The organism is Pseudomonas sp. F-14 TE3482 (assembly GCF_053629455.1).
In genome coordinates this window covers 3,238,395-3,260,032 of record NZ_JBRJII010000001.1, presented here as the reverse complement: position 1 = coordinate 3,260,032, position 21,638 = coordinate 3,238,395, and the positions used below count along the sequence as shown (strand labels likewise).

Genomic DNA, 21,638 nt, shown 5'->3' with positions numbered 1-21,638 from the left:
CCACCTGACAGGCAGATTACAACTTTGTCAGGTTGGCCTGTATCGCCGCCGCCCACGGTATAACGCACCGTTCCAACTGCCCGAGTCGCCCATGAAACTGCTGATTGTCGAAGATCAACCGAAAACTGGCCATTACCTGCGTCAGGGCCTGACCGAGGCCGGTTTCACCACCGAACTGGTGGCCGATGGCAGCACCGGCCAGCAACTGGCGTTGAGCGGCGATTACGCCTTGTTGATCCTCGATGTGATGCTGCCCGGTCGCGATGGTTGGCAGATTCTGCAAGCAGTGCGCGGCGCAGGCCTCGACACACCAGTACTGTTTCTTACAGCGCGAGACGCTGTGGAGGACAGGGTTCACGGCCTGGAACTGGGTGCCGACGACTATCTGGTCAAACCGTTCGCCTTCTCCGAACTGCTGGCGCGGGTTCGCAGTCTGCTGCGTCGCGGCAGCGCCACGCCTCAGGAAACCAGCCTGCAACTGGCCGACTTGCGCCTGGACCTGATTCGTCGCCGGGTCGAACGCAACGGTCAGCGCATCGACCTGACCGCCAAGGAATTCGCCCTGCTGGAAATGCTCCTGCGACGTCAGGGTGAAGTTCTGCCCAAGTCGCTGATCGCTTCCCAGGTGTGGGACATGAATTTCGACAGCGACACCAATGTGATCGAAGTGGCGATCCGCCGTTTGCGCCTGAAGATCGACGATGACTTCCCGAACAAGTTGATCCACACCGTGCGCGGCATGGGCTACGTCCTTGAAGAGCGCCCTGCCTGATGCGCCGACTCTCACTAAGCAATCGTCTGGCGCTGCTATTCGCAGCTTGCACTGCCGTGGTGTCGTTGTTCGCCGGGGTGTTGTTCAGCCGCGCGAGCGAGGCGCATTTTGTCGAACTGGACCAGCAGTTGCTCGACGGCAAACTGATTGGCTTGCGCCGGGCGCTGGATGACATTCCGTCCAGCGAAAGCGAGACCCGACTGGCCGATGAATTGAGCCGACAAGCCGATCTTTCCCTGCGCATCATTGGCAGTGACGGCCAACGCCTGTACGACAGCTCGGCGCGTTTACCCAAGGACTTGCCGCGCCAATTGGGCCTATCGACGGTGAGCGATGACGGCACTGACTACCGCGTCCTGAATGCACCGCTGTTCCCCGACAAACCCGATTCACCGCAACTGACCTTGTTGCTGGACATCACCCATCACCAACATTTTCTGCAGCGCATGCAGCATCTGATTTGGCTGACGGTCAGTTTGTCGGCGCTGGCCACTGCTCTGCTCGGAGCCTGGGCCGCACGCAGCGGTTTGCGCCCGTTGCGGCGCATGAGTGCGGTCGCCAGCGGCGTGTCGGCACAATCGCTCAACGCTCGCCTGCCAGAAGCAGACATGCCGCCAGAGCTCGAGGAACTGGCTTACAGTTTCAACGCCATGCTCGGACGCCTCGACGACTCTTTTCAGCGGCTCTCGGCGTTTTCCGCCGACATCGCCCATGAACTGCGCACACCGCTGTCGAACCTGCTGACCCACACCCAGGTCACTCTCACCCGCCCTCGCCCCATCGAGGATTACCGCGAAGCACTGCACAGCAATCTCGAAGAACTGCAATGGATGGCGCAACTGGTCAATGACATGTTGTACCTGGCCAAGGCTGACCACGGCTTGCTGATGCCCAAGCGCGAAGCGCTGGAACTGGCGGAAGAAGCCGATGTGCTGCTGGAGTTTTTTGCGCCGCTGGCCGAGGACGCTCAGGTGAAATTGAGTCGTGACGGCACCGCGCGCATGCAGGGCGACCGCAGCATGTTGCGTCGGGCGCTGTCCAATCTGCTGGACAATGCACTGCGGTTTACCCCGGGCGGTGGCGAGGTTCGGGTGAAGATTGTTGAGCAGCCTACAGGCCTGAGCCTGACGGTTGAAAACAGCGGAGAAGTGATTTCTGAAGACTTGTTGCCGCGTTTGTTTGACCGCTTCTACCGGGCAGACCCGGCGCGCCGTGAAGGCAGCAGTGAGCATGCGGGGCTGGGATTGGCCATCACCCAGTCAATCATCCGCGCCCATGGCGGGCAGATTCGTTGCGAATCGGATAAGGGATGGACGCGGTTTGTGATTGAGTTGCCGAAGGGGGATTGAGGCCAACCAGTGCCCACAAAATACCCGGCCCATCGGCCGGGTTTCGTTTATCGCCTGTCGTCGGACAATGGCGTTTCTTCATCCGGCGCTGGAATATCGTCATCCAGAGCCGGGTCCAGGGCTGGGTCCCTCCAGTCTTCAGGACGATCGACGTCCGTATCGGCCGGATCTCGTGATGGGTCCATGCCGGGTGGCGCGTCGTGATCCATCGACGGATCGTCCATATCGGGAATGGGTCTGACAGGGTCGTTATCGGAAGTTCCACCTTGAAGGATTTGATCGTTAGCCATGACGCACCTCACTGATGAGGTCCAGCGAATCTGGGCCGTACAGGTTGGAAGCGAACCTGCAAAAGGGGTGCTATCGAGGAGACCAACGGCGACTACCGATCAGCCGAAAAGCGGTCGCGGCTGTTAGTCAGGTGTAACCACATTGCCGCCCGCGCCGCATCCGGATCCTGGCGTTTGATGGCGTTTAGAATCGCCTCGTGTTCGAGGTTGGCGAGGTGCCCCAGCTTGCTCAAATCCGCCGACCCGCGCTCGGCGGCATTGACGCGGGTCCGGGGGATCATGGCGCTGCCCAGGTGCTGCATGATCTCGGTGAAACACGCGTTGCCGGTGGCTTCGGCGATCAGCAGATGAAAGCGTTTGTCTGCCTCGACGCAACTGTCGTTGTTGGCCAACAGGCTTTGATAGTCATCCAGCGCTTCACGCATCTGCGCCAACTGCCTGTCTGTGCGACGAACCGCTGCCAGCGCCGCAGCCTGGGTTTCCAGGCCCATGCGCAACTCCAGAATACTGCGCACGCCCAGCGCCGTATCGACATTCAGACGCAGCCCCTGATCCGGTGCTCGCTCCAGAACAAAAGTGCCGATGCCGTGACGGGTTTCCACCAGCCCCGAAGCCTGCAACTTCGAGATCGCTTCGCGCACCACCGTGCGACTGACGCCATGCTCCTGAACAATCGAGTTCTCCGACGGCAGCTTGTCCCCCGGCACCATCTGACCGAGCAGGATGCTCTGGGTCAGTTTGCTCACCAGATCATGGGCCAGGTTATGGGCACGCTTGCGGGCAGGTGCGTCGATGTCTTCTTGCATGGTGATCATCCGAAAAGCGGGTATCCGGATCGTATCACCGTGCGCGCTTTTCGATGACGGGAATCTCAATAAAACGCCGCCTAACTTGTATGACAACACTCAATATTCACTGTACAAAAAGACGATTTACCCCATCGCACCGAAGCGCTGCGCCGCGACAAAGAGAAATTATCGACTGAAGAAATCCGGGGTACAACCCAACAAATACGCCGCACGAACCCATAAAACGAATAAAAAACCTTCCGCCTAGCACCATTTTGTTGAGTGACAGTACTTGTAGAACAAAAAAACCTAGTTGTATGATGTCTATCAACAACGCAACATCCAGCCACACCCCGCATAAAAATAACGAGTGGGAGAAAAAGCAGTGAATACATCCATATCCGGGATGACCGAGGGCGCCGATTCGGTCCTGAAGTCCGCCATCTCGAAAGTGAAACGCCACGTTCTGCCGCTGTTCGTGATCATGTTCATCGTCAACTACATCGACCGTGTGAACATCGGCTTCGTCCGCGCCCACATGGAGCATGACCTGGGCATTGGCGCTGCCGCCTACGGCTTCGGCGCCGGTCTGTTCTTCATCGGTTACGCGCTGTTTGAAGTCCCTTCCAACATCCTCCTGCAAAAAGTCGGTGCACGAATCTGGCTGACGCGCATCATGCTGACCTGGGGCCTGGTGGCCTCCTGCATGGCGTTCATCCAGAACGAAACCCACTTCTACATTCTGCGGTTTTTGCTCGGTGTGGCCGAAGCCGGTTTCTTCCCCGGGGTGATTTATTACTTCACCCGCTGGTTGCCTGGCGTCGAACGCGGCAAGGCGATTGCGATCTTTCTCAGCGGTTCGGCCATTGCGTCGCTGATCTCCGGCCCGCTGTCCGGGCTGCTGCTGCAAATCAGTGGTTTGGGCATGCACGGCTGGCAATGGATGTACTTCATTGAAGGGATGTTCTCGGTCGGGCTGTGCGTGTTCGTCTGGTTCTGGCTGGACTCCAAGCCCCACGACGCCAAATGGCTGACCCTTCCTGAGCAGGACGCGCTGGTCAAAGCCATCGATGACGAACAACTGGCCCGCGAAGCCGCGACGCCGATCAAGCCGTCGCTGGGCACGCTGCTCAAGGATCGTCAGATCATCCTGTTCTGCCTGATCTATTTCTTCATCCAGCTGACCATCTACGCCGCGACCTTCTGGTTGCCGAGCATCATCAAGAAGATGGGCGACCTGAGCGACATCCAGGTCGGGTTGTTCAACTCGATTCCGTGGTTGCTGTCGATCGTCGGCATGTACGCCTTCGCCACGCTGTCGGCCAAATGGAAACACCAGCAAGCCTGGGTCGCCGCTGCGCTGCTGATCGCTGCCGCCGGGATGTTCATGTCCACCACCGGCGGGCCGATCTTCGCCTTCGTCGCCATCTGCTTCGCCGCGCTGGGTTTCAAATCAGCATCGTCGCTGTTCTGGCCAATTCCCCAGGCGTACCTGGATGCACGGATTGCTGCGGGTGTGATTGCACTCATCAACTCGGTGGGCAACCTCGGTGGCTTCGTTGCGCCGACCACCTTCGGTCTGCTGGAACAACACACCGGTTCGATTCAGGGCGGGCTGTACGGCCTGGCCGCCACCTCGATCATCGCCGCGATCATCGTTTTCGCCGCGCGCAATAAACCGAAACCTGCACCTGTGGTTGCCCTGGGCAAACCAGCACCTAATCACGCCTGAACATTGGTTGTAAGGACAAAAAAATGACTCCACAAGAAGCCGCAAAAGCCCCGATCATCACCAGCATGCAGGTTGTTCCCGTGGCCGGCCACGATGGCATGCTGCTCAATCTGAGTGGCGCCCACGGCCCGTTTTTCACCCGCAACATCGTGATCCTCAAGGACAACGCCGGTCACACTGGCGTCGGAGAAGTGCCGGGTGGCGAACGTATTCGTCAGACGCTGGAAGATGCGCGCGCACTGGTAGTCGGCAGCCCGATCGGCACTTACCAGAAGATCCTCAATCAAGTACGCCAGACCTTTGCCGATCGCGATGCCGGCGGTCGCGGCCTGCAAACCTTCGACCTGCGCATCACCATTCACGCGGTCACTGGCCTTGAAGCCGCCCTGCTCGACTTGCTCGGCCAGCATTTGGACGTACCGGTCGCGGCCCTGCTCGGCGAAGGCCAGCAGCGCGACGAAGTGAAGATGCTCGGTTACCTGTTTTATGTCGGTGATCGCAACGAAACCGATCTGGCCTACCGCAGCGAACCGGACGCCGACAACGACTGGTTCCGTGTGCGTCACGAAAAAGCCATGAGCGCCGACGCCGTGGTGCGCCTGGCGAAAGCCGCCCACGCCCGCTATGGCTTCAAGGACTTCAAACTCAAGGGCGGCGTGTTGAGTGGCGACGATGAAATCGAAGCGGTCACCGCCCTCGCCGAACGCTTTCCCGATGCGCGCATCACCCTTGATCCGAATGGCGCCTGGTCGCTCAAAGAAGCGATCCGCCTGTGCCGGGATCAGCATCACGTTCTCGCTTACGCCGAAGACCCGTGCGGTGCGGAAAACGGTTACTCCGGCCGCGAAGTCATGGCCGAATTCCGTCGTGCCACGGGCCTGAAAACCGCGACCAACATGATCGCCACCGACTGGCGGGAAATGGGCCATGCGATCCAGTTGCAGTCAGTAGATATTCCTTTGGCCGACCCGCACTTCTGGACGATGCAAGGCTCGGTTCGAGTCGCGCAGATGTGCCACGAATGGGGCCTGACCTGGGGTTCGCATTCCAACAACCACTTCGATATTTCACTGGCGATGTTCACCCACGTCGCGGCGGCTGCGCCGGGTGAGATCACGGCCATCGACACCCACTGGATCTGGCAGGACGGCCAACGTCTGACCAAAGCGCCGCTGCAAATCGTCGACGGCTGCGTGCAGGTGTCGAAAAAACCTGGCCTGGGGGTTGAGCTGGACATGGATCAACTGGCCAAGGCCCATGAGCTGTACAAAGGCATGGGACTGGGCGCGCGGGATGACAGCGTGGCGATGCAGTTTCTGATTCCGGGGTGGAAATACGATAACAAGCGGCCGTGTCTGGTGCGGTAGGCTTCTGAAAGCGCCGTGATCCCTGTGGGAGCGGGCTTGCTCGCGAAGGGGGGGGTGTCAGTCAACATTAGTGTTGAATGTGATGACCCCTTCGCGAGCAAGCCCGCTCCCACAGGGTTTTGTATTAAAGCGAAGCTTGCAGCAGCCAGTCCTTGAACGCGGCCATCGCCGACGTTTCAGGGCGCGACTGCAAGCGGGTCAGCCAGTAGCTGCCCGTAGTGATCCCGATGTCGAACGGTTGCTCGATTGCACCCGCCGCCAGTTGTCGAGAGAACATCAAGGGCGGCGCCAATGCTACGCCCGCTCCTTGCAACGCCGCTTCCATCATCGCCAGCGAGGAATCGAAGACGATGCTTCTCGGCGGTGCCGCATGGATTGAGAGCCCGGCAGCCTGAAACCAGTCCGGCCACTCATCCGTGCGATAGGAGCGCAACAACGTTTGCTGCAACAGATCGGCCGGCGTGTGCAATTGTCGCGCAATCTCGGGAACGCAGAGCACCGACAGCGGCGCCTCGATCAACCGTACCGCTTCGATCCCATGCCACGCCCCTGCGCCAAAGCGAATGGCGTAATCCAGCCCTTCAGCGGCCACGTCCACCCGGTTATTGTTGGTCGAAAGACGCAAATCGATAAACGGATGTTTCGTCTGAAAATCCGCCAGCCGCGGTAACAGCCATCCGACTGCAAACGTCCCCACCGCCCCCACTGTCAACACCTCGCGAAAATGCCCGCCCTCGAAACGCTCAAGGGTTTCGGCGATCCGGTCGAAAGAGTCGCGCAACACCGGCAGCAGGGTTTCACCTTCGTTGGTCAGCATCAGGCCTCGAGGCAGGCGCTTGAACAAGGTCACATTAAGCTGGGCTTCAAGGCTTTTGACCTGATGACTCACCGCCGCCTGCGTGACACACAACTCCACCGCCGCCCGTGTAAAACTCAGATGGCGTGCCGAAGCCTCGAAGGCGCGTAGCGCATTCAGCGGCAGATGAGGTCGAATCATGCCCACTCCCAAAATTTTCTAATGACTCATCCGAATTATCGTCGTTTGTGGGCATTCGCCAAACTGCATAGATTTGGCTCGCCCAACAACGGACCGGCTTGAAAAACCGCTCGGAGTGTAGCGGTTAACACCACGAAAAATAATGGAATTGAAACAATGACGAACAAGATAAATGCGGCCAGATTGAAGATTCTCGCGGCTTGCGTGGCGGTATTCGGCGCCAGCCATTGTGTTGCCGCGGCCCGGACGGACCAACCCATCGAGACGATTGTTAACGACGCCGTCCGGCCGGTCATGCAGGCCCAGAGCGTTCCCGGCATGGCCGTGGCCATAACGCTCAACGGAAAACAGCATTACTTTAACTACGGCGTGGCGTCGAAAGAAACCGGGCAACCGGTAGCAAACAACACCCTGTTCGAGATCGGTTCGGTGAGCAAAACCTTCACTGCCACCCTCGCCGCCTACGCGCAGGCAACAGGCAAACTGGCCCTGTCGGACAAAGCCAGTCAGGTTCTACCGACATTACGTGGCAGCGCATTTGACAGCATCAGCGTGCTGCAACTGGGCACCTACACCGCCGGTGGTTTGCCCCTGCAATTCCCTAGCGATGCAGACCATCAGGACAAAATGCTCGGCTATTTCAAGCAGTGGAAACCGGCCTATGCCGCCGGCACTCATCGCCTGTATTCAAACCCCAGCCTTGGGTTGTTCGGCTATCTGGCGGCGCAAAGCATGGGGGCGCCGTTCGATAAGGTGATGAAAAAAACCTTGCTGCCGAAACTCGGCCTCAAGCACAGCTACCTCAAGGTGCCGCAGGATCGGATGGCGCTTTATGCCCAGGGTTACAACAAGGACGACAAGCCTGTGCGGGTCGGCCCGGGCGCATTGGATTCTGAAGCGTATGGCGTGAAAACCAGTGCCTCGGACCTGCTTCGTTATGTTGAAGCGAACATGAATCCGGTTTCGCTGGAAAAGCCCTTGCAGCAAGCCATCGCCACCACTCATACCGGTTACTACACCGTCGGCGAGATGACTCAAGGGTTGGGATGGGAACTCTACAACTACCCGGTAACACTCGATACATTGTTGGCCGGCAACTCGTCGCAGATGGCGTTTGAGGCTCATGAAGTCCAGTGGCTGACCCCGTCCCAACCTCAACACAACACGGCACTGATTAACAAAACCGGCTCAACCGGCGGCTTTGGCGCCTACGTCGCCTTTGTCCCGGCGAAGGACATTGGGATCGTGATCCTGGCCAACAAAAACTACCCAAACCCCGAGCGAATCAAAATCGCCCACAAAATATTGAGTGCGCTGACCAAATAGCCGAGGGTGACGCGCCGTAGCAGCTGCCGAGCCCGCGAGGCTGCGTTCGGCTGCGAAGCAGTCGCAAGGTCTGTCACCGCGTTCTTTCAGGTAAACGGCATTCACCGGATGACGACCGCTTCGCGGCCGAACGCAGCCTCGTGGGCTCGGCAGCTGCTACGGACGTTCGGGGGATAAACGAAAAATGGTCAAGACGCAGATCCTGTGGGAGCGTGGCTTGCCCGCGAAGAACAATGACGCGCAGTACCTGAAAAACCGCAGCGCATTCTTCGCGGGCAAGCCACGCTCCCACAGGATTTTCGTCGCTCAAATGTCTTAACTTACCAGCAGAAATTCAATCATCCGGCATCTCAGGCGGTTTGGCGGGCTTCGCCGGTTTGCCCTTTGCGCCTTTGGCCGGTGCAACCTCGGCCACCGGCGCTGGCACCGGTACTGTCGCTTCCTTTTCGGCGGCTGGCAGCGCGTCGATGGTGCTGAAAATCTCTTTCAGCTCGACCGCATCCTTCTCAAGCTTCTTTTCGCCGTCCTTGCCGACCAGGATAATTTTGCTCTTCGCCCCGGCGCCCAACTTGAGCGAACGGATCAACGCCATTGTCGTTTGCGGGTCGAGGTCTTTGCCGTCGCGTTGCCCCATCGTATTGATCACGGTGTACAGCACCATGTTTCGCTCGGTGAAGCCCTTGCGGCTGGCGGGTTCATCCAGCGATTTTTTCAGGCTGACCCAGGTGGGATCAACCGAACTGGGCGCGATGACAATCAAGGGACGGGCCCTGCCCACGTCTTTAACCAGAGGGGAATCGTCATCGGCGGCGAACAAGGGGCCGACGAAAGCCAGCAAAGTAGCCAGGGTCAAAGACCTGATGAGCATGCGCATCTCCTTTTGATATCCACGCTCTAATGATTGCGCATCGCGGCGAACGTTCCGGGTGAGGCGTATTTATGTTCGCCTTGCCCCAAGCTTAGGTCAGGGCGGTCATTGCGCAACAGCCTGAGCTAATCTCATAGCACAACTCGCACCACCTGATTCGCCGTGAGGATTTTTCCATGAGCGCTCAGCTGAACCACACCATCGTCTGGTGCCGTGACAAACAGGTGTCGGCCCGCTACCTGACCGACCTCCTCGGCCTGCCCGATGCCGAGCCGTTCGGGCCGATGCTGGTGGTCAAATTCGATAACGCAGTGTCGCTGGATTTCTATAACAACGACCCGCCGATCGCCTCCCAACACTATGCGTTTCTGATTGGCGACGAAGACTTCGATGCGGCGTTCGCTCGCCTGCAAGCGCGCAAGCAGCCGTGGTGGGCCGATCCGGGCAAACAGAGACCGTACGAGATCAATGAGTACGGCGGTGGCCGTCGGGTGTATTTCGATGACCCGGACGGGCATCTGCTGGAGATTTTTACCCGGGAATAGATGCCCGTTATTAGCGCAATGCTGTTCACTTAAGCGCGACTCTCAGTCATGCCAACCTTTGTGGCGAGCGAGCTTGCTCGCGTTGGGCTGCGTAGCGGCCCCAAAAATCCGATAACAATCGCCGATTTTGTGAGTGCTACGCACTCAAGCGCGAGCATGCCTCCCTCGCCACAGGTTACTCACCGACTCAAGACTCTTAAGTGAACAGCATTGCCGTGATTAGCGGGTCATATACCGAACGGAAAGGTGTCTTCCTCGTGCTCCATGATCTCAGGCTCCGGCAATGGCGAGACCGCGTGGGTTTTTTCGATCCAGACAAAAGCGTCGAACTGCTCTGCCAGTACGGCCTGAAAGTAATGGCTCTGGCGCTCGGTCCTGGGTCGATAGATGACGCCGATGGCGCGTTCAAGTAACGGCTCGGCCAGTACGTCCAGCAATTCCTCGCTCGGTGACGTCCGCCAGTCGAGCAGCGCTGCGGGAATGCCGGCCTGGAGAAACAGTTGTTCCCAGCTGTCGGCCAATGCCGGGTTCACCTGTTTGACCTGCATCGGCTCATCCCAGTCGTCGGCGGCGGCGACGGTGCCGTGGTCGGTGCCCATGCCGATCAGCACTGCTTGTGAGCCGTAGGCCGTGCGGCACAACTGGCCGATGTTGAATTGCCCCTCCCAGCCCATTTGCGTCGCGGCGGCGTTGCCGATGTGTGAGTTATGCGCCCACACCACCGCTTTGGCGCCTGCCCCGCGATGCACCATCAGGGTTTGCAAGGTGTCGAACATGTGCAGGTCACGCAGGTTCCACGAGGCGGTGGAGCCGCGGTACATGGCGCGGTAATACTGCTCGGCGGCCCGCACCACGCGGGCGTTCTGGGTGGCGCTGAAAAACGCCTCGTCGTCGGCGACCATCGGGTCAAGCCGTTCGCCCAGCAACACATTCAATTGCTCGACCACTGCGTCCTCGCACGTGGCCATGTTGCCCCGCTCAGCGAAATGACCGTACAGCGCCGGGTCGTCATGCCACGGCGTCAGGCAGCTGTAGCGATGGCGGGCCTCTTTTGCCAGCTGCGGATCGGTCTTGTCGAGATAGCCCAGCACTTCGTCGATGGAATGACGCATGCTGTAAACATCCAGCCCCCGAAATTCCACCCGCTGCTCAAGCGCCAAGCCGCGATTATGGTGGTGCAGCCAGCGGGTGAAAGTCTGCACAGCGGTATTGCGCCACATCCAAGTGGGGAATCGGGCGAAGGCCTGTTTTTTCCAGGCAGAGCGGCCCAGGTCGCGGACACATCGGTCGATCTGGCCGGCATCGGGCCAGTCGGCTTCGACCGCGACGATACCGAAGCCATGCTGCTCGATCAGGCGGCGGGTGATCGCCGCTCGGGTCTGGTAGAAATCCTGGGTGCCGTGGCTGGCTTCGCCGATCAGCACCACGCTGGCATCGCCAAAGCGGTCGAAGAGTTTGCCGAATTCAGGTGAGTCGAGTGCAGGCAACGGCTCGGCATGACGGCGTAGCACCTCGGCCGCGTTGCCGGGTGGCTCGCCGCGAGGGCGGCTGAATCGTCGCAGAAGATCGTTTACGGGGCTGTTCATGGACGTCATGACCTCATCTGAACGTGGTCATCATTTTGACTACGCCAGTGAGGGCATGATTCCGCTAAATTCAGTGATCTATACGGTGCCGGATCAGAACGCCAGCTTGTAGCCGATCAGCACCAGCATCGTGGCCAGGCATGGACGCAGCAGTTCGTCGGAGATACGCCCGGTCAAATGGCTGCCCAGGTAAATCCCCGGCAGCGAACCGACCAGCAAGTAGCCCAAAATATGCCAATCCATGTTGCCCATGCTCGCATGGCCCAGGCCGGCGACCAAAGTCAGGGGCACCGCGTGAGCGATTTCGGTGCCGACCAGGCGGCGGGTGGGGAGCATCGGGTACAGAATGAACAGCGCTACTGTGCCCAAGGCGCCGGCGCCGATGGAGGTCAGGGCCACCATGGCACCCAGGATCAGACCGGTGATGACGGTCAGTGCATTCAACCGGGGCCCGCTAGGGTTGTAGTGGCCGCCAGCCCGTTTGTGGGCGAAATCGAGCAAGCGTTTCTTGAAGAAAATGGCCAGCGCCGTGGCGAACAATACGAAGCCCAGGGCTTGTTTGATAACAGCGTTCATCGCATCGGGCGAGGTCTGCAAGCTGCTCAAAAACCACAGCGTCAGCGCCACCGCCGGCACACTGCCGAGGGTCAGCCAACCGGTGATCGCCCAGTCGATGTTCTTGTTCTTGCGATGAACCAGCACACCACTGGATTTGGTAATGGCCGCGTACAGCAAGTCCGTGCCCACCGCCGTCGCCGGGTTGACGCCGAACCACAGCAGAATCGGCGTCATCAACGAACCGCCTCCGACGCCGGTCATGCCGACAATAAAGCCGACCACCAGACCTGCAACGACCAACCCGAAATTACCGAATTCCATTAATACGCCCAGAGAATCGCAGGAGAATAACCGGGTCGCAGCATAGCGATTTTTCTTATAACCAGTTATATCGATGCGATCTATATTTATATCTATTTATTGATTGGAACAACGATCTCCCTCTCAACACAATCCCCTGTGGGAGCTGGCTTGCCTGCGATGGCATCAACTCGGTTCGACATTAAACCGAGCCGTCTGCATCGCAGGCAAGCCAGCTCCCACAAAATCTCGCTCCCACAGGGGGTTTGGGTTCAGCACTCGTTTTACTGCACCGGCAAAAAATTCAGGAACAGCAAACTCTGGGCATAGTTGAGGCCGATCCGCCGGTAGCGTTCGTCGAGCATCTGGGTCAGCAGGTCCAGCCGTGCGACGATTTTGCCGAACTCCACGGCAAAGCTCAGGTTGCTGCCCTCCTCCGAAATTTCGTTGGAAAACAGCAAGGGCTCGCCTTGCTTGTTTTGCCGCTGACTCAAAATCCAGGTGGCTTTTTCGATGTTGCGCGCGGCATTACTGACGAAGGTCGGATTGATCGTATCCGTCATGTAGAACTCCAGCCGATTGCCATGAGCGGTGACCAGCATGCTGCCGATGGCATAGATAAAGGCACCGACCCGGTCGCCGAGAAATTCCGGGCTCATGGCGTAGCTCAGCGCGGCGAGGTCTTTTTTGCCGCCGAGAGTGGGTAGCGGCTCTTGCTGTTCGATGGCCATGCGCACTTGTTTTTCCGCGGTGCCGACATCGAGGAATCCAGATTTCTTCAGCTCCTGCGGGTTGCGCAGGTAGAGCTTGTTCATTAGCAGGTAGAGGCTTTCGAGGTTGTCACGCATCGTCAGGGTCGCCATGCGGTCGACGCTGGTCTGGAGGAATTCCTGGGGTTGGCCGTTGCGAAACTGGCTGACAATATCGTTGCCCGGCTGATGACTGCAGCCACTGGCGAAGAGCATCGACAGGCCAGTCAGCAGCCAGCAATAACGGCGAATGTGCGGGGTAAAGCGGGGTAAAACTCGAGCCATGGGTTCTTGAACTTGGGCATGGGCCGGCGGTGGGGATCGCCGCGGGCTGGCCAAGGATAGAACCGCGAAAGCCGAAAAAGTGCAGTGCCGGTGGTCCGTAAACGCGGATCACCGTGAAAGCGGCTCCTTATTAGTCATACTTTATAATTGCAACACTGCATGGATAAGCTATAAATCCTTCCTTGATCGTTAAAACTCGATTATTAGTATGACTACTTCTTACAAAACAACAAAAAGGAAGGTCAACCATGCTTCAATCTCGATACCTGCTCTCCGGCCTCGGACTGTCCCTGATGATCGCCACCCTCCCCGCTCACGCCGCTGGCTTGTCCAGCGAACAGAAAGCCTTCGGCAAAACCAATGACGGCACGCCCGTCGAGCAATACATCTTGCGCAACAGCCATGGCCTGCAAGCCACGGTCATTACCTACGGCGGGATTCTGCAGTCGCTGAAAGTGCCGGACAAAAACGGCAAGCTCGACGATGTGGTGCTGGGCTTCGACGACGTGCAGGGTTACCAAAGCGGCACCGCGTACTTCGGCGCGACCATTGGCCGCTTCGGCAATCGCCTGGCCAACGGTGCCTTCGAGCTGGACGGCAAGCGCTATCAGGTGCCACTCAACGACGGCAGCAATTCACTGCACGGCGGGGCGCAGGGTTTTGATAAACGGGTGTGGAAAGCCGAACCGAGCAACGGCAAGGAATCGGTGGGCGTGACCCTGACGTATCTGTCGGCGGGCGGTGAGATGGGTTTCCCGGGCAACCTGAAAACTGAAGTCACCTACAGCCTCACCGAGAACAATGAGCTACGCATCGAATACAAGGCCAGCACCGACCAACCCACCGTGCTGAACCTGACCAACCACAGTTATTTCAATCTGGCCGGCGCGGGCAACGGCGACGTCCTGAAGCAGCTTGCGACCTTGCATGCAACCCGCTACACGCCGGTCACCGGCAAACTGATCCCTACCGGTGAACTGGCCCCGGTCGCCGGCACGCCCATGGACTTCACCCAACCGACCGCCATCGGTCAACACATCAAGGCTGATCACCCGCAACTGAAATTCGCCGAACCGAAACAAGGCGGTTTCGATTTCAACTGGGTGCTGGACGCCAAGGGTGATCTGGGCAAACTCGCTGCCGATGTCAGCGATCCGCAATCCGGCCGCCGGTTGCAGCTCTACACTACCGAGCCCGGCGTGCAGTTCTATACCAGCAACTTCCTTGATGGCACGGTCAAGGGCAAGGCTGGCAAGGTTTATCCGCATTGGGGGGCGTTTACTCTGGAGACTCAGCATTATCCGGATTCGCCGAACCAGCCGAACTTCCCGTCCACACGGCTGGATCCGGGCAAGCGCTATACCCAGACTACGGTGTATAAGTTTTCTACCCTGTAGGTCAGAAGATCAAAAGATCGCAGCCTTCGGCAGCTCCTACAGAGGCTGCGATCTTTCGAGATCGCCACGGAACCACCGGGCCATTTTGCTGCCAACTGAAGTATCGATCGGACTTTCGAAAGGAGGATGCATGCGTACTCTTGAGCTGGCCGGCAGCCAAGTGCCGGTCATCGGCCAAGGAACCTGGCGCATGGGAGAGGAACGCTCCCGACACACAAAGGAAGTTGCAGCGTTGCGCTTGGGCATCGAATTGGGCATGACCCTGATCGACACCGCTGAAATGTACGCTGAAGGAGGCGCTGAAGAGGTGGTGGGTGAAGCCATCGCAGGCCTTCGCGACCAGGTTTTTCTGGTCAGCAAGGTCTATCCCTTCAACGCCAGCCGCAAAGGCATCCCCCAGGCCTGCGAGCGCAGCCTGCGGCGGTTGAATACCGATTACATCGATCTCTACCTGTTGCACTGGCGCGGCGACTATCCCCTTGCGGAAACCGTCGAAGCCTTCGAACGCCTGCGCGAAGACGGCAAGATCGGCCGTTGGGGCGTGTCCAATTTCGACCTGGACGACCTGGAAGAACTGGCCTCACCGGCCTGTGCCACCAATCAGGTGCTGTATAACCTGGAAGAACGCGGCATCGAATTTGATTTGCTCCCCTGGAGCCAACACCAACGGATGCCGGTGATGGCCTATTGTCCGATCGGCCAGGGCGGGCACATGCTGGCCAACTCGACGCTCAAGCAGATTGCCGCCCGTCACGAGGCGACACCGGCGCAGGTAGCGCTGGCATGGATTCTGCGTCAGAACGGCGTGATCGCCATCCCCAAAGCGGTCCGCCCCGAGCATGTGCAGCTCAATGCACAAGCGGCGCAGTTGCGGCTTGAAGTCGGGGATCTGGAGGCGCTGGACCAAGCGTTTCGCGCGCCACAACGTAAGCAGCGGTTGGCCATGGTCTGAGCCATCGCGGTTTGTCAGAGGGCATCGGCATGAGAAGTACCGATCAGCTCGACGCTTTCAATTTGCCACGCTTCGTTCAGGCGCAAGACCCTGTGTTCGAGTGGGTGCAGGAAGAGCTGCGCGCCGGCCAGAAGCGCCGGCACTGGATGTGGTTTATCTTTCCGCAGTTTTCCGGGTTGGGCGACAGCGAGATGTCCCGTTACTTCGCCATTCGCTCCAGTGAAGAAGCCACGGCGTACCTGAAGCATCCGTTACTGGGGCCACGCTTGCGCATGTGCACGCAACTGGTTCTGGACATTCCTCAAAGCTCGATCACCAAGATTTTCGGCCATCCCGACAACCTCAAATTTCACTCATCGATGACACTGTTCGCCCAGGTTTCGCCAAAAGGCAGCCTGTTCCATCAGGCGCTGGATCAATATTTTCACGGCATACCGGATGACTGGACGTTGTCGCTGCTGGACTCAAAACAAGCCCAACTGCCCCCCAATCAGCGTTGAGAAATCGTCATCCACGAACGGCAGAATCGCATCCGCCACCGGTTGCAGTTGCCGGGTGACGTAATGGTCGTAGTCGATGGGCGCGCTGCGGATTTCCAGCGGCTCGGGGCCGGCGACGGTGATGACATAACTGATCCAGCCGCCATTCTGATATTGCCGCGGGCGTCCCTGCTGGTCGTTGTAGTCGTCGGCGATTCGCGCGGCCCGCACGTGGGGCGGCACGTTACGTTGATAGTCGTCGAGGGTACGGCGCAGGCGTTTGCGATAGATCAGGCGCTCGTCGTACTCACCGGCCAACGTCTTGCGCACATAGTCACGCACGTAATCCTGATAGGGCTTGCGATTGAAGATGCGCAGGTACAACTCCTGCTGGAATTGCCGGGCCAGCGGCGACCAGTCGGTACGCACGGTTTCCAGGCCCTTGTAGACCATTTCATCGGTGCCGTCGGCGCGGGTGACCAGCCCGGCATAGCGTTTCTTGCTGCCCTCCTCGGCGCCGCGAATGGTCGGCATCAGAAAGCGCTTGTAGTGGGTTTCGAACTGCAACTCCAGGGCACTTTCCAGCCCGTATTGCTGTTTCACATGCTCGCGCCACCACTGGTTGACGTGGTCCACCAGCGCATGACCGATCTGCGCGGCTTCTGCCTGACCGTGGGCGCGGCGCAACCAAACGAAGGTGGAGTCGGTGTCGCCGTAGATCACCGCGTGGCCTTGGGCTTCGATCAACTGGCGGGTGCGCAGCATGATCTCGTGACCGCGCAAGGTGATGGACGAGGCCAGCCGTGTATCGAAGAAGCGGCAACCGCTGGAACCCAGCACGCCGTAGAAGGCATTCATGATGATTTTCAGCGCCTGGGACAACGGCGCGTTGTGTTCGCGCTTGGCGGTTTCACGACCTTCGGCAACCCGGGCGACGATGGCCGGCAGGCAATGGCGGGTTCTTGAAAAACGTGCACCGCGAAAGCCCGGCACCGACTCGCTGTCATCAGGATGCTTGAGCCCTTCGATCAAGCCCACCGGGTCGATCAGGAAGGTGCGGATGATCGACGGATAGAGGCTTTTGTAGTCGAGCACCAGCACCGATTCGTACAGCCCGGGCTGCGAGTCCATGACAAAACCACCGGGGCTGGCTTCCGGCGGTTTGCCGCCGAGGTTCGGCGCGACGAAACCCTGACGGTGCATCAACGGCATATACAGGTGAGTGAACGCCGCCACCGAGCCACCGCTGCGGTCCGCCGGCAAACCGGTGACGCTGGCGCGCTCGAGCAGGAAGGTCAGCAATTCGGTCTTGGCGAAGATCCGCGTCACCAGTTCGCAGTCCTTGAGGTTGTACTTCGCCAGGGCCGGTTTGTCCTCGGCGAACATGCGATTGATTTCGTCCATGCGCTGGTACGGATTGTCGATTGACTTGCCTTCACCCAGCAGGGTTTGTGCGACGTTTTCCAGGCTGAACGAGGGAAAGCTCCAGGTCGCCGAACGCAGCGATTCGATGCCATCGATGATCAATCGGCCGGCAGCCGAAGCGAAGTAATGGTTGCCACTGCCGTGTTCGCGCCACTGCATTTCTTCGCCGCCACGCCCCAGCTTCAGCGGCACCGCCAAGCGCCGAGCATGTTCGTGAAGTACGCGCAGATCGAACTGCACGACGTTCCAGCCAATGATGGCGTCGGGATCGTGCCGTGCGAACCATTCATTGAGCTTTTTCAGCAGCAGGGTTCGCGAGTCGCAGTATTCGAGCTGGAAATCCACCCCACTGTCAGAGCCATTGGGCGGCCCGAGCATGTACACCTGCCGCTCGCCGCAGCCTTCCAGGGCAATGGAATACAACTCGCCCTGAGCGGTGGTTTCGATGTCCAGCGAGACCAGTCTGAGCTTCGGTCGGTAGCCGGGGTCGGGTTTCATTTGCGCGTCGAGCAGCAGACCTTCCGCGCCGGGCGTGCCGCCGAACAAAACGGGAGCGGTGATGAAACGCTCCATCATGTAGCGTTCCGGCGGGCGGATATCGGCTTCGAATACATCGACGCTTGATCTGCGCAGCGCGGTTTCCAGGCGCATCAACTGACCGTGCTGCTGGCAATACAGGCCGAGCACCGGGCGATGTTCGAAGTCCAGAAGCGCCAAGGGTTTCAGCTCGACGTTTTTCTCGCCGCGCAGCAGCGCTTCGGCTTGCTCACGCTGGGCTGCCGGAATGAACGCTACCGACGGTTGGTGCGGCAGACGGATGCGTCGGGGACCGGCATCGGTCGCCAGCCAGAACTCGACTTCCGTGCCGGCCGGGGTATCGCGCCAATGCCGGGTCAGGACGAAGCCCTGCTGTAAATCCACCACTGCAACCTCAACGATCTGATTCAAGGGGTAATTCTACGCGTGATCGACGGTGTGGTGAGGGGGCTTACCCTAATGCCGGTAAGTTAAGACGCAGAACCTGTGGGAGCGTGGCTTGCCCGCGAAGAACGATGACGCGTAGTACCTGAAAAACCGCGGTGCATTCTTCGCGGGCAAGCCACGCTCCCACAGGATTTTCGTCGCTCACATTTCTTAACTTACCGGCATCAGGGGCGGACATTTACAAAGAAAAATCGCTGAATGACGCTTTTTGCGCGGTATCTGCCGCTTTCTGCCTTGCTCTGTGAGCGCGTCTCTACGATTCTTCAAGAACAACGACAACACCCGAGAATCCGCCATGAAAACCGTCGCCCAACTGCTCAAGTTAAAGGCCCAACAGAATCAGCAAGTCCACTCTATTGCACCGCATCAAATGGTGCTGGAAGCGCTGATGGTGATGGCCGCAAAAAACGTCGGCGCGTTACCGGTGCTGAAAGAGGGAAAGGTCGTCGGCATCATCAGCGAGCGTGACTATGCGCGCAAACTGGTGCTCAAGGGGCGCTCCTCGGTCGGCACGCCGGTCAGCGACATCATGGTGGCGCCGGTCATCACCGTGGACACCCATCAAACCGTCGAAACCTGCATGGGCATCATGTCCGAAAAGCGCCTGCGGCACTTGCCGGTAGTGGAAAACGGCGAGTTGATCGGCTTGCTGTCCATCGGCGACCTGGTCAAGGAAGCCATTGCCGAACAGGCTGAACTGATTCGCCAGTTGGAGCAGTACATTCGCGGCGAGTGATTCCAGCACACCCTGTGGGAGTTGGGCTTACCTGTGGCGAGGGAGCTTGCTCCCGCTGGGCTGCGAAGCGGCCCCATTCTCTACCTGAAAAAGAAGGGGACTGCTGCGCAGTCCAGCGGGAGCAAGCTCCCTCGCCACAAAAGCCTCCTCACCACAAGCTGTGTTCCTATGGCCAATGCCGCGCGAAAACCGGTGCCAATGCCGGGTGCCGGTCGAAGCGTTCGAGCCAGGCGGAGAACCCCGGCCGCGCAGCGCGCAAGTGCTCCCGAGTGCCCGCCCACCGTGTCACCACCGCCGCCAGAATATCCAGCGCGCCCGGCGCTCCCTCGCCCAGGTACAACTTGCCGGCGAACTGATCGGCAAACACCTCCCAACTCCAGTGCAGGCGCTGGCGGGCACCGGCCATAAGGTTTTCCCTGGATGATTCGTCCGCCTCGGCCAGCCAGCGCTCGGGGTAGTCGATGATGCCGATGGCGGCATAGCAATTGCTGACGATGTACACCAGGCCCCGAATAACCTGATCACGCTTGAGCGGGTTTTCCGGCAGCAGGTTCGACTCCGGGAACGTCAGGCCCAGGTGAATCAGGATGGCCGCACTCTCGGTCAGAACACCGCCATCGGGCAATTGCAGAGTGGGAATTTGCTTGAGCGGGTTGAGTTTCTCCAATGCCTGAACCGTCTCCGGGGACGATGAGACATCGATGAAGCGATAAGGCACCTCGCACAGCTCCAACGCCGCTTCGATGGCGGCCGCACCCGAGTTCTGATGTCCGTAAAGCTGATACATGACTAAATCTCCTCTGCGACTCTCTCTTTGTAGCAGCTGCTGAAGATTGCGTTCGAATTGTCAGTCAAGCGTTGGTTTTTTTAACCATTTTCGGTCCCAGTCACATCCCCGCACGCTTCATACAGCGCTGATAGCGCTCATCGACCCGCTTGGCGAACCACGCCGTGGTGAGCTTTCGTGTGATTTTCGGGCTTTGCAGCACAATCCCCGGCAATACCGCACGGGGTAATGGCCGGCCTTCGGCCTGTTCGGCCAAGGCGAAGACCCGCCGATAAAGCTTGGTGTCCTCGAACTCGAGGCCTTTCCCCTCCTCCAATTGATCCCGAATGGTCATGTTGCGCATGTCCAATTGCTTGCCGAGGGTGCGCACCGCCAATTCCGTAGCGCCAGGCATGATCGAACCGTAGCGCACCAGATCGCCATCCAGCGCCAGCGGGATGCCGGTCGCACGACTTACCGCGTTCTGAAACGCCGCATTACGGCTGGCATACCAACCGGCATTGAAATCGGCGAAGCGATACAGCGGCTGCTTGTAGCTCACCGGATAACCGAGCAAATGGGCAATACCGAAATACAGGCCACCGCGACGCGTAAACACTTCGCGGCGAATCGAGCCGTCCACCGGGTAGGGATAAGCCCGCGCCTGCTGCTCCGCAAAATCGATGCTGACTTGCATCGGCCCGCCGGTGTGCACCGGGTTGAAACCATCGAACAGCGTCCGCCCCATGGGCACCATGCCGATGAAATCATCGAAAATCGCGCTGAGTTCTCTTTCACTGCGCGCGGCATTCAGCCGGTCGCTGTAACTTTTGCCATTGGGTGAACTGACCTGCAAGGCACCGCTCACTAGCAGGCCGGGGATGTGAGCCTTGGCGGCACGACGGTCGATCTCGTCCCGGGCGATCTTGCCCAGGCCTGGCACCGGCGGATCAGCCTGAAACGTCGATTCCTGCTCAGTGACCGCGAGTACCGAACACAGGTTTTGCGTGGTCGGCGAAATGTTCTGGGCAGCAAATGCCGCGTAGATATCCGTGGCCCAGCCTTGGCGATCGACCGTCTTGGCCGGCAACAGGCGCATGATCTCGGCCTTGACCTCGGCGGGCTTGCGGGCCGGCGGTTCCTGCGTGCGTTGGCTACCGCAACCGGCCAGAACCAACAGTGCCGCGACGCTCATGATCAATCGATTGACTTGCATGGTGCTCCATCAAAATCCGTTGAGCCAGGTTAACCATACGATCAATGGCATGGCGCAGGCTATGACTGTGGCAGTCGCGGACTGTTCCGCTGCGCTGTAGGGGTGGTTTCCGTTGGGCAGCCGGGAGGCCAGTGCATTCGGGCTGAACCATACTTGATCCACATACCGCGG

20 protein-coding genes are annotated in these 21,638 nt (G+C 59.2%); 10 read left to right on the top strand and 10 right to left on the bottom strand.

Annotation, left to right across the window (positions count from 1 at the left end; translation table 11 throughout):
- Positions 1 to 91: 91 nt before the first annotated feature.
- Positions 92 to 772 (top strand): heavy metal response regulator transcription factor, encoded by a 681-nt coding sequence (locus AB7M26_RS14595; protein WP_008007114.1) that lies wholly within the window; start codon positions 92 to 94, stop codon positions 770 to 772.
- Positions 772 to 2,121 (top strand): heavy metal sensor histidine kinase, encoded by a 1,350-nt coding sequence (locus AB7M26_RS14590; protein WP_123497836.1) that lies wholly within the window; start codon positions 772 to 774, stop codon positions 2,119 to 2,121. Before AB7M26_RS14595 ends, AB7M26_RS14590 begins: the two co-directional genes overlap by 1 nt.
- Positions 2,122 to 2,168: 47 nt before the next feature.
- On the opposite strand, the gene AB7M26_RS14585 is transcribed toward AB7M26_RS14590, so the two are convergent.
- Together AB7M26_RS14585 and AB7M26_RS14580 are read right to left on the bottom strand one after the other, a co-directional pair.
- Positions 2,169 to 2,411 carry a hypothetical protein gene (locus AB7M26_RS14585; RefSeq protein WP_123497838.1) on the bottom strand — a complete coding sequence of 81 codons (243 nt, stop codon included), beginning with the start codon at positions 2,409 to 2,411 and terminating at the stop codon, positions 2,169 to 2,171.
- A gap of 92 nt (positions 2,412 to 2,503) precedes the next feature.
- Positions 2,504 to 3,217 (bottom strand): FadR/GntR family transcriptional regulator, encoded by a 714-nt coding sequence (locus tag AB7M26_RS14580; RefSeq protein ID WP_123497997.1) that lies wholly within the window; start codon positions 3,215 to 3,217, stop codon positions 2,504 to 2,506.
- A 367-nt stretch (positions 3,218 to 3,584) separates the two neighbouring features.
- On the opposite strand from AB7M26_RS14580, the gene AB7M26_RS14575 reads away from it, so the two are divergent.
- Both AB7M26_RS14575 and gudD read left to right on the top strand, forming a co-directional pair.
- Positions 3,585 to 4,931, top strand: coding sequence for an MFS transporter (locus AB7M26_RS14575; RefSeq protein WP_123497840.1), 1,347 nt, complete (start codon positions 3,585 to 3,587; stop codon positions 4,929 to 4,931).
- 23 nt (positions 4,932 to 4,954) lie between these two features.
- Positions 4,955 to 6,298: a glucarate dehydratase gene (gene gudD / locus AB7M26_RS14570; RefSeq protein WP_123497842.1), complete on the top strand. Its 1,344-nt coding sequence runs from the start codon at positions 4,955 to 4,957 to the stop codon at positions 6,296 to 6,298.
- Between the two features lie 124 nt (positions 6,299 to 6,422).
- Here the strand turns inward: gudD and AB7M26_RS14565 are convergent, their stop codons facing one another.
- A complete protein-coding gene (locus AB7M26_RS14565; RefSeq protein ID WP_123497844.1) occupies positions 6,423 to 7,295 on the bottom strand; it encodes a LysR family transcriptional regulator in 873 nt (290 codons plus the stop codon).
- A gap of 156 nt (positions 7,296 to 7,451) precedes the next feature.
- Between AB7M26_RS14565 and ampC the strand changes: the two genes are divergently transcribed.
- The gene (ampC, locus tag AB7M26_RS14560) at positions 7,452 to 8,621 is read left to right on the top strand and encodes a class C beta-lactamase (protein ID WP_123497846.1); all 1,170 of its coding nucleotides are present in this window, start codon (positions 7,452 to 7,454) and stop codon (positions 8,619 to 8,621) included.
- Positions 8,622 to 8,955: 334 nt separating this feature from the next.
- On the opposite strand, the gene AB7M26_RS14555 is transcribed toward ampC, so the two are convergent.
- Positions 8,956 to 9,489 carry a DUF4174 domain-containing protein gene (locus AB7M26_RS14555; RefSeq protein WP_123497848.1) on the bottom strand — a complete coding sequence of 178 codons (534 nt, stop codon included), beginning with the start codon at positions 9,487 to 9,489 and terminating at the stop codon, positions 8,956 to 8,958.
- A 176-nt stretch (positions 9,490 to 9,665) separates the two neighbouring features.
- Between AB7M26_RS14555 and AB7M26_RS14550 the strand changes: the two genes are divergently transcribed.
- Positions 9,666 to 10,034, top strand: coding sequence for a VOC family protein (locus AB7M26_RS14550; protein ID WP_123497850.1), 369 nt, complete (start codon positions 9,666 to 9,668; stop codon positions 10,032 to 10,034).
- Between the two features lie 227 nt (positions 10,035 to 10,261).
- On the opposite strand, the gene AB7M26_RS14545 is transcribed toward AB7M26_RS14550, so the two are convergent.
- The 3 genes from AB7M26_RS14545 to AB7M26_RS14535 all read right to left on the bottom strand — a co-directional run bounded on the left by AB7M26_RS14545 (position 10,262) and on the right by AB7M26_RS14535 (position 13,512).
- Entirely contained in the window at positions 10,262 to 11,620 is a 1,359-nt protein-coding gene (locus AB7M26_RS14545; protein ID WP_123497852.1) for an erythromycin esterase family protein, read from the bottom strand.
- A gap of 93 nt (positions 11,621 to 11,713) precedes the next feature.
- Positions 11,714 to 12,499: a sulfite exporter TauE/SafE family protein gene (locus tag AB7M26_RS14540; RefSeq protein ID WP_007901717.1), complete on the bottom strand. Its 786-nt coding sequence runs from the start codon at positions 12,497 to 12,499 to the stop codon at positions 11,714 to 11,716.
- Positions 12,500 to 12,762: 263 nt separating this feature from the next.
- Complete coding sequence (locus AB7M26_RS14535) at positions 12,763 to 13,512, bottom strand: hypothetical protein (protein ID WP_123497854.1); 750 nt, start codon at positions 13,510 to 13,512, stop codon at positions 12,763 to 12,765.
- Positions 13,513 to 13,760: 248 nt separating this feature from the next.
- On the opposite strand from AB7M26_RS14535, the gene AB7M26_RS14530 reads away from it, so the two are divergent.
- From AB7M26_RS14530 to AB7M26_RS14520, 3 genes are all read left to right on the top strand, one after another.
- A complete protein-coding gene (locus tag AB7M26_RS14530) occupies positions 13,761 to 14,909 on the top strand; it encodes an aldose epimerase family protein (RefSeq protein WP_123497856.1) in 1,149 nt (382 codons plus the stop codon).
- A 130-nt stretch (positions 14,910 to 15,039) separates the two neighbouring features.
- Positions 15,040 to 15,861 (top strand): aldo/keto reductase, encoded by an 822-nt coding sequence (locus AB7M26_RS14525; RefSeq protein ID WP_123497858.1) that lies wholly within the window; start codon positions 15,040 to 15,042, stop codon positions 15,859 to 15,861.
- A 29-nt stretch (positions 15,862 to 15,890) separates the two neighbouring features.
- The gene (locus tag AB7M26_RS14520; RefSeq protein ID WP_123497860.1) at positions 15,891 to 16,361 is read left to right on the top strand and encodes a DUF1810 domain-containing protein; all 471 of its coding nucleotides are present in this window, start codon (positions 15,891 to 15,893) and stop codon (positions 16,359 to 16,361) included.
- On the opposite strand, the gene AB7M26_RS14515 is transcribed toward AB7M26_RS14520, so the two are convergent.
- A complete protein-coding gene (locus AB7M26_RS14515; RefSeq protein WP_185022169.1) occupies positions 16,326 to 18,686 on the bottom strand; it encodes a DNA polymerase II in 2,361 nt (786 codons plus the stop codon). The two genes, AB7M26_RS14520 and AB7M26_RS14515, sit on opposite strands and share 36 nt — an antisense overlap.
- 358 nt (positions 18,687 to 19,044) lie before the next feature.
- On the opposite strand from AB7M26_RS14515, the gene AB7M26_RS14510 reads away from it, so the two are divergent.
- A complete protein-coding gene (locus AB7M26_RS14510) occupies positions 19,045 to 19,485 on the top strand; it encodes a CBS domain-containing protein (protein ID WP_008071151.1) in 441 nt (146 codons plus the stop codon).
- A gap of 166 nt (positions 19,486 to 19,651) precedes the next feature.
- Here AB7M26_RS14510 and AB7M26_RS14505 read toward each other — a convergent pair whose 3' ends face one another.
- Complete coding sequence (locus tag AB7M26_RS14505) at positions 19,652 to 20,272, bottom strand: glutathione S-transferase (RefSeq protein WP_123497862.1); 621 nt, start codon at positions 20,270 to 20,272, stop codon at positions 19,652 to 19,654.
- A 100-nt stretch (positions 20,273 to 20,372) separates the two neighbouring features.
- Complete coding sequence (locus tag AB7M26_RS14500) at positions 20,373 to 21,467, bottom strand: DUF1615 domain-containing protein (RefSeq protein ID WP_123497864.1); 1,095 nt, start codon at positions 21,465 to 21,467, stop codon at positions 20,373 to 20,375.
- Positions 21,468 to 21,638: the final 171 nt, after the last annotated feature.

What these genes read in the sequence shown, in the direction of transcription:
- AB7M26_RS14595 (WP_008007114.1), top strand. Translation starts at nt 92, where the DNA reads ATGAAACTGCTGATTGTCGAAGATCAACCGAAAACTGGCCATTACCTG.
- AB7M26_RS14590 (WP_123497836.1), top strand. Translation starts at nt 772, where the DNA reads ATGCGCCGACTCTCACTAAGCAATCGTCTGGCGCTGCTATTCGCAGCT.
- AB7M26_RS14585 (WP_123497838.1), bottom strand. Translation starts at nt 2,411, where the DNA reads ATGGCTAACGATCAAATCCTTCAAGGTGGAACTTCCGATAACGACCCT.
- AB7M26_RS14580 (WP_123497997.1), bottom strand. Translation starts at nt 3,217, where the DNA reads ATGCAAGAAGACATCGACGCACCTGCCCGCAAGCGTGCCCATAACCTG.
- gudD (WP_123497842.1), top strand. Translation starts at nt 4,955, where the DNA reads ATGACTCCACAAGAAGCCGCAAAAGCCCCGATCATCACCAGCATGCAG.
- AB7M26_RS14565 (WP_123497844.1), bottom strand. Translation starts at nt 7,295, where the DNA reads ATGATTCGACCTCATCTGCCGCTGAATGCGCTACGCGCCTTCGAGGCT.
- ampC (WP_123497846.1), top strand. Translation starts at nt 7,452, where the DNA reads ATGACGAACAAGATAAATGCGGCCAGATTGAAGATTCTCGCGGCTTGC.
- AB7M26_RS14555 (WP_123497848.1), bottom strand. Translation starts at nt 9,489, where the DNA reads ATGCTCATCAGGTCTTTGACCCTGGCTACTTTGCTGGCTTTCGTCGGC.
- AB7M26_RS14550 (WP_123497850.1), top strand. Translation starts at nt 9,666, where the DNA reads ATGAGCGCTCAGCTGAACCACACCATCGTCTGGTGCCGTGACAAACAG.
- AB7M26_RS14545 (WP_123497852.1), bottom strand. Translation starts at nt 11,620, where the DNA reads ATGAACAGCCCCGTAAACGATCTTCTGCGACGATTCAGCCGCCCTCGC.
- AB7M26_RS14540 (WP_007901717.1), bottom strand. Translation starts at nt 12,499, where the DNA reads ATGGAATTCGGTAATTTCGGGTTGGTCGTTGCAGGTCTGGTGGTCGGC.
- AB7M26_RS14535 (WP_123497854.1), bottom strand. Translation starts at nt 13,512, where the DNA reads ATGGCTCGAGTTTTACCCCGCTTTACCCCGCACATTCGCCGTTATTGC.
- AB7M26_RS14530 (WP_123497856.1), top strand. Translation starts at nt 13,761, where the DNA reads ATGCTTCAATCTCGATACCTGCTCTCCGGCCTCGGACTGTCCCTGATG.
- AB7M26_RS14525 (WP_123497858.1), top strand. Translation starts at nt 15,040, where the DNA reads ATGCGTACTCTTGAGCTGGCCGGCAGCCAAGTGCCGGTCATCGGCCAA.
- AB7M26_RS14520 (WP_123497860.1), top strand. Translation starts at nt 15,891, where the DNA reads ATGAGAAGTACCGATCAGCTCGACGCTTTCAATTTGCCACGCTTCGTT.
- AB7M26_RS14510 (WP_008071151.1), top strand. Translation starts at nt 19,045, where the DNA reads ATGAAAACCGTCGCCCAACTGCTCAAGTTAAAGGCCCAACAGAATCAG.
- AB7M26_RS14505 (WP_123497862.1), bottom strand. Translation starts at nt 20,272, where the DNA reads ATGTATCAGCTTTACGGACATCAGAACTCGGGTGCGGCCGCCATCGAA.
- AB7M26_RS14500 (WP_123497864.1), bottom strand. Translation starts at nt 21,467, where the DNA reads ATGCAAGTCAATCGATTGATCATGAGCGTCGCGGCACTGTTGGTTCTG.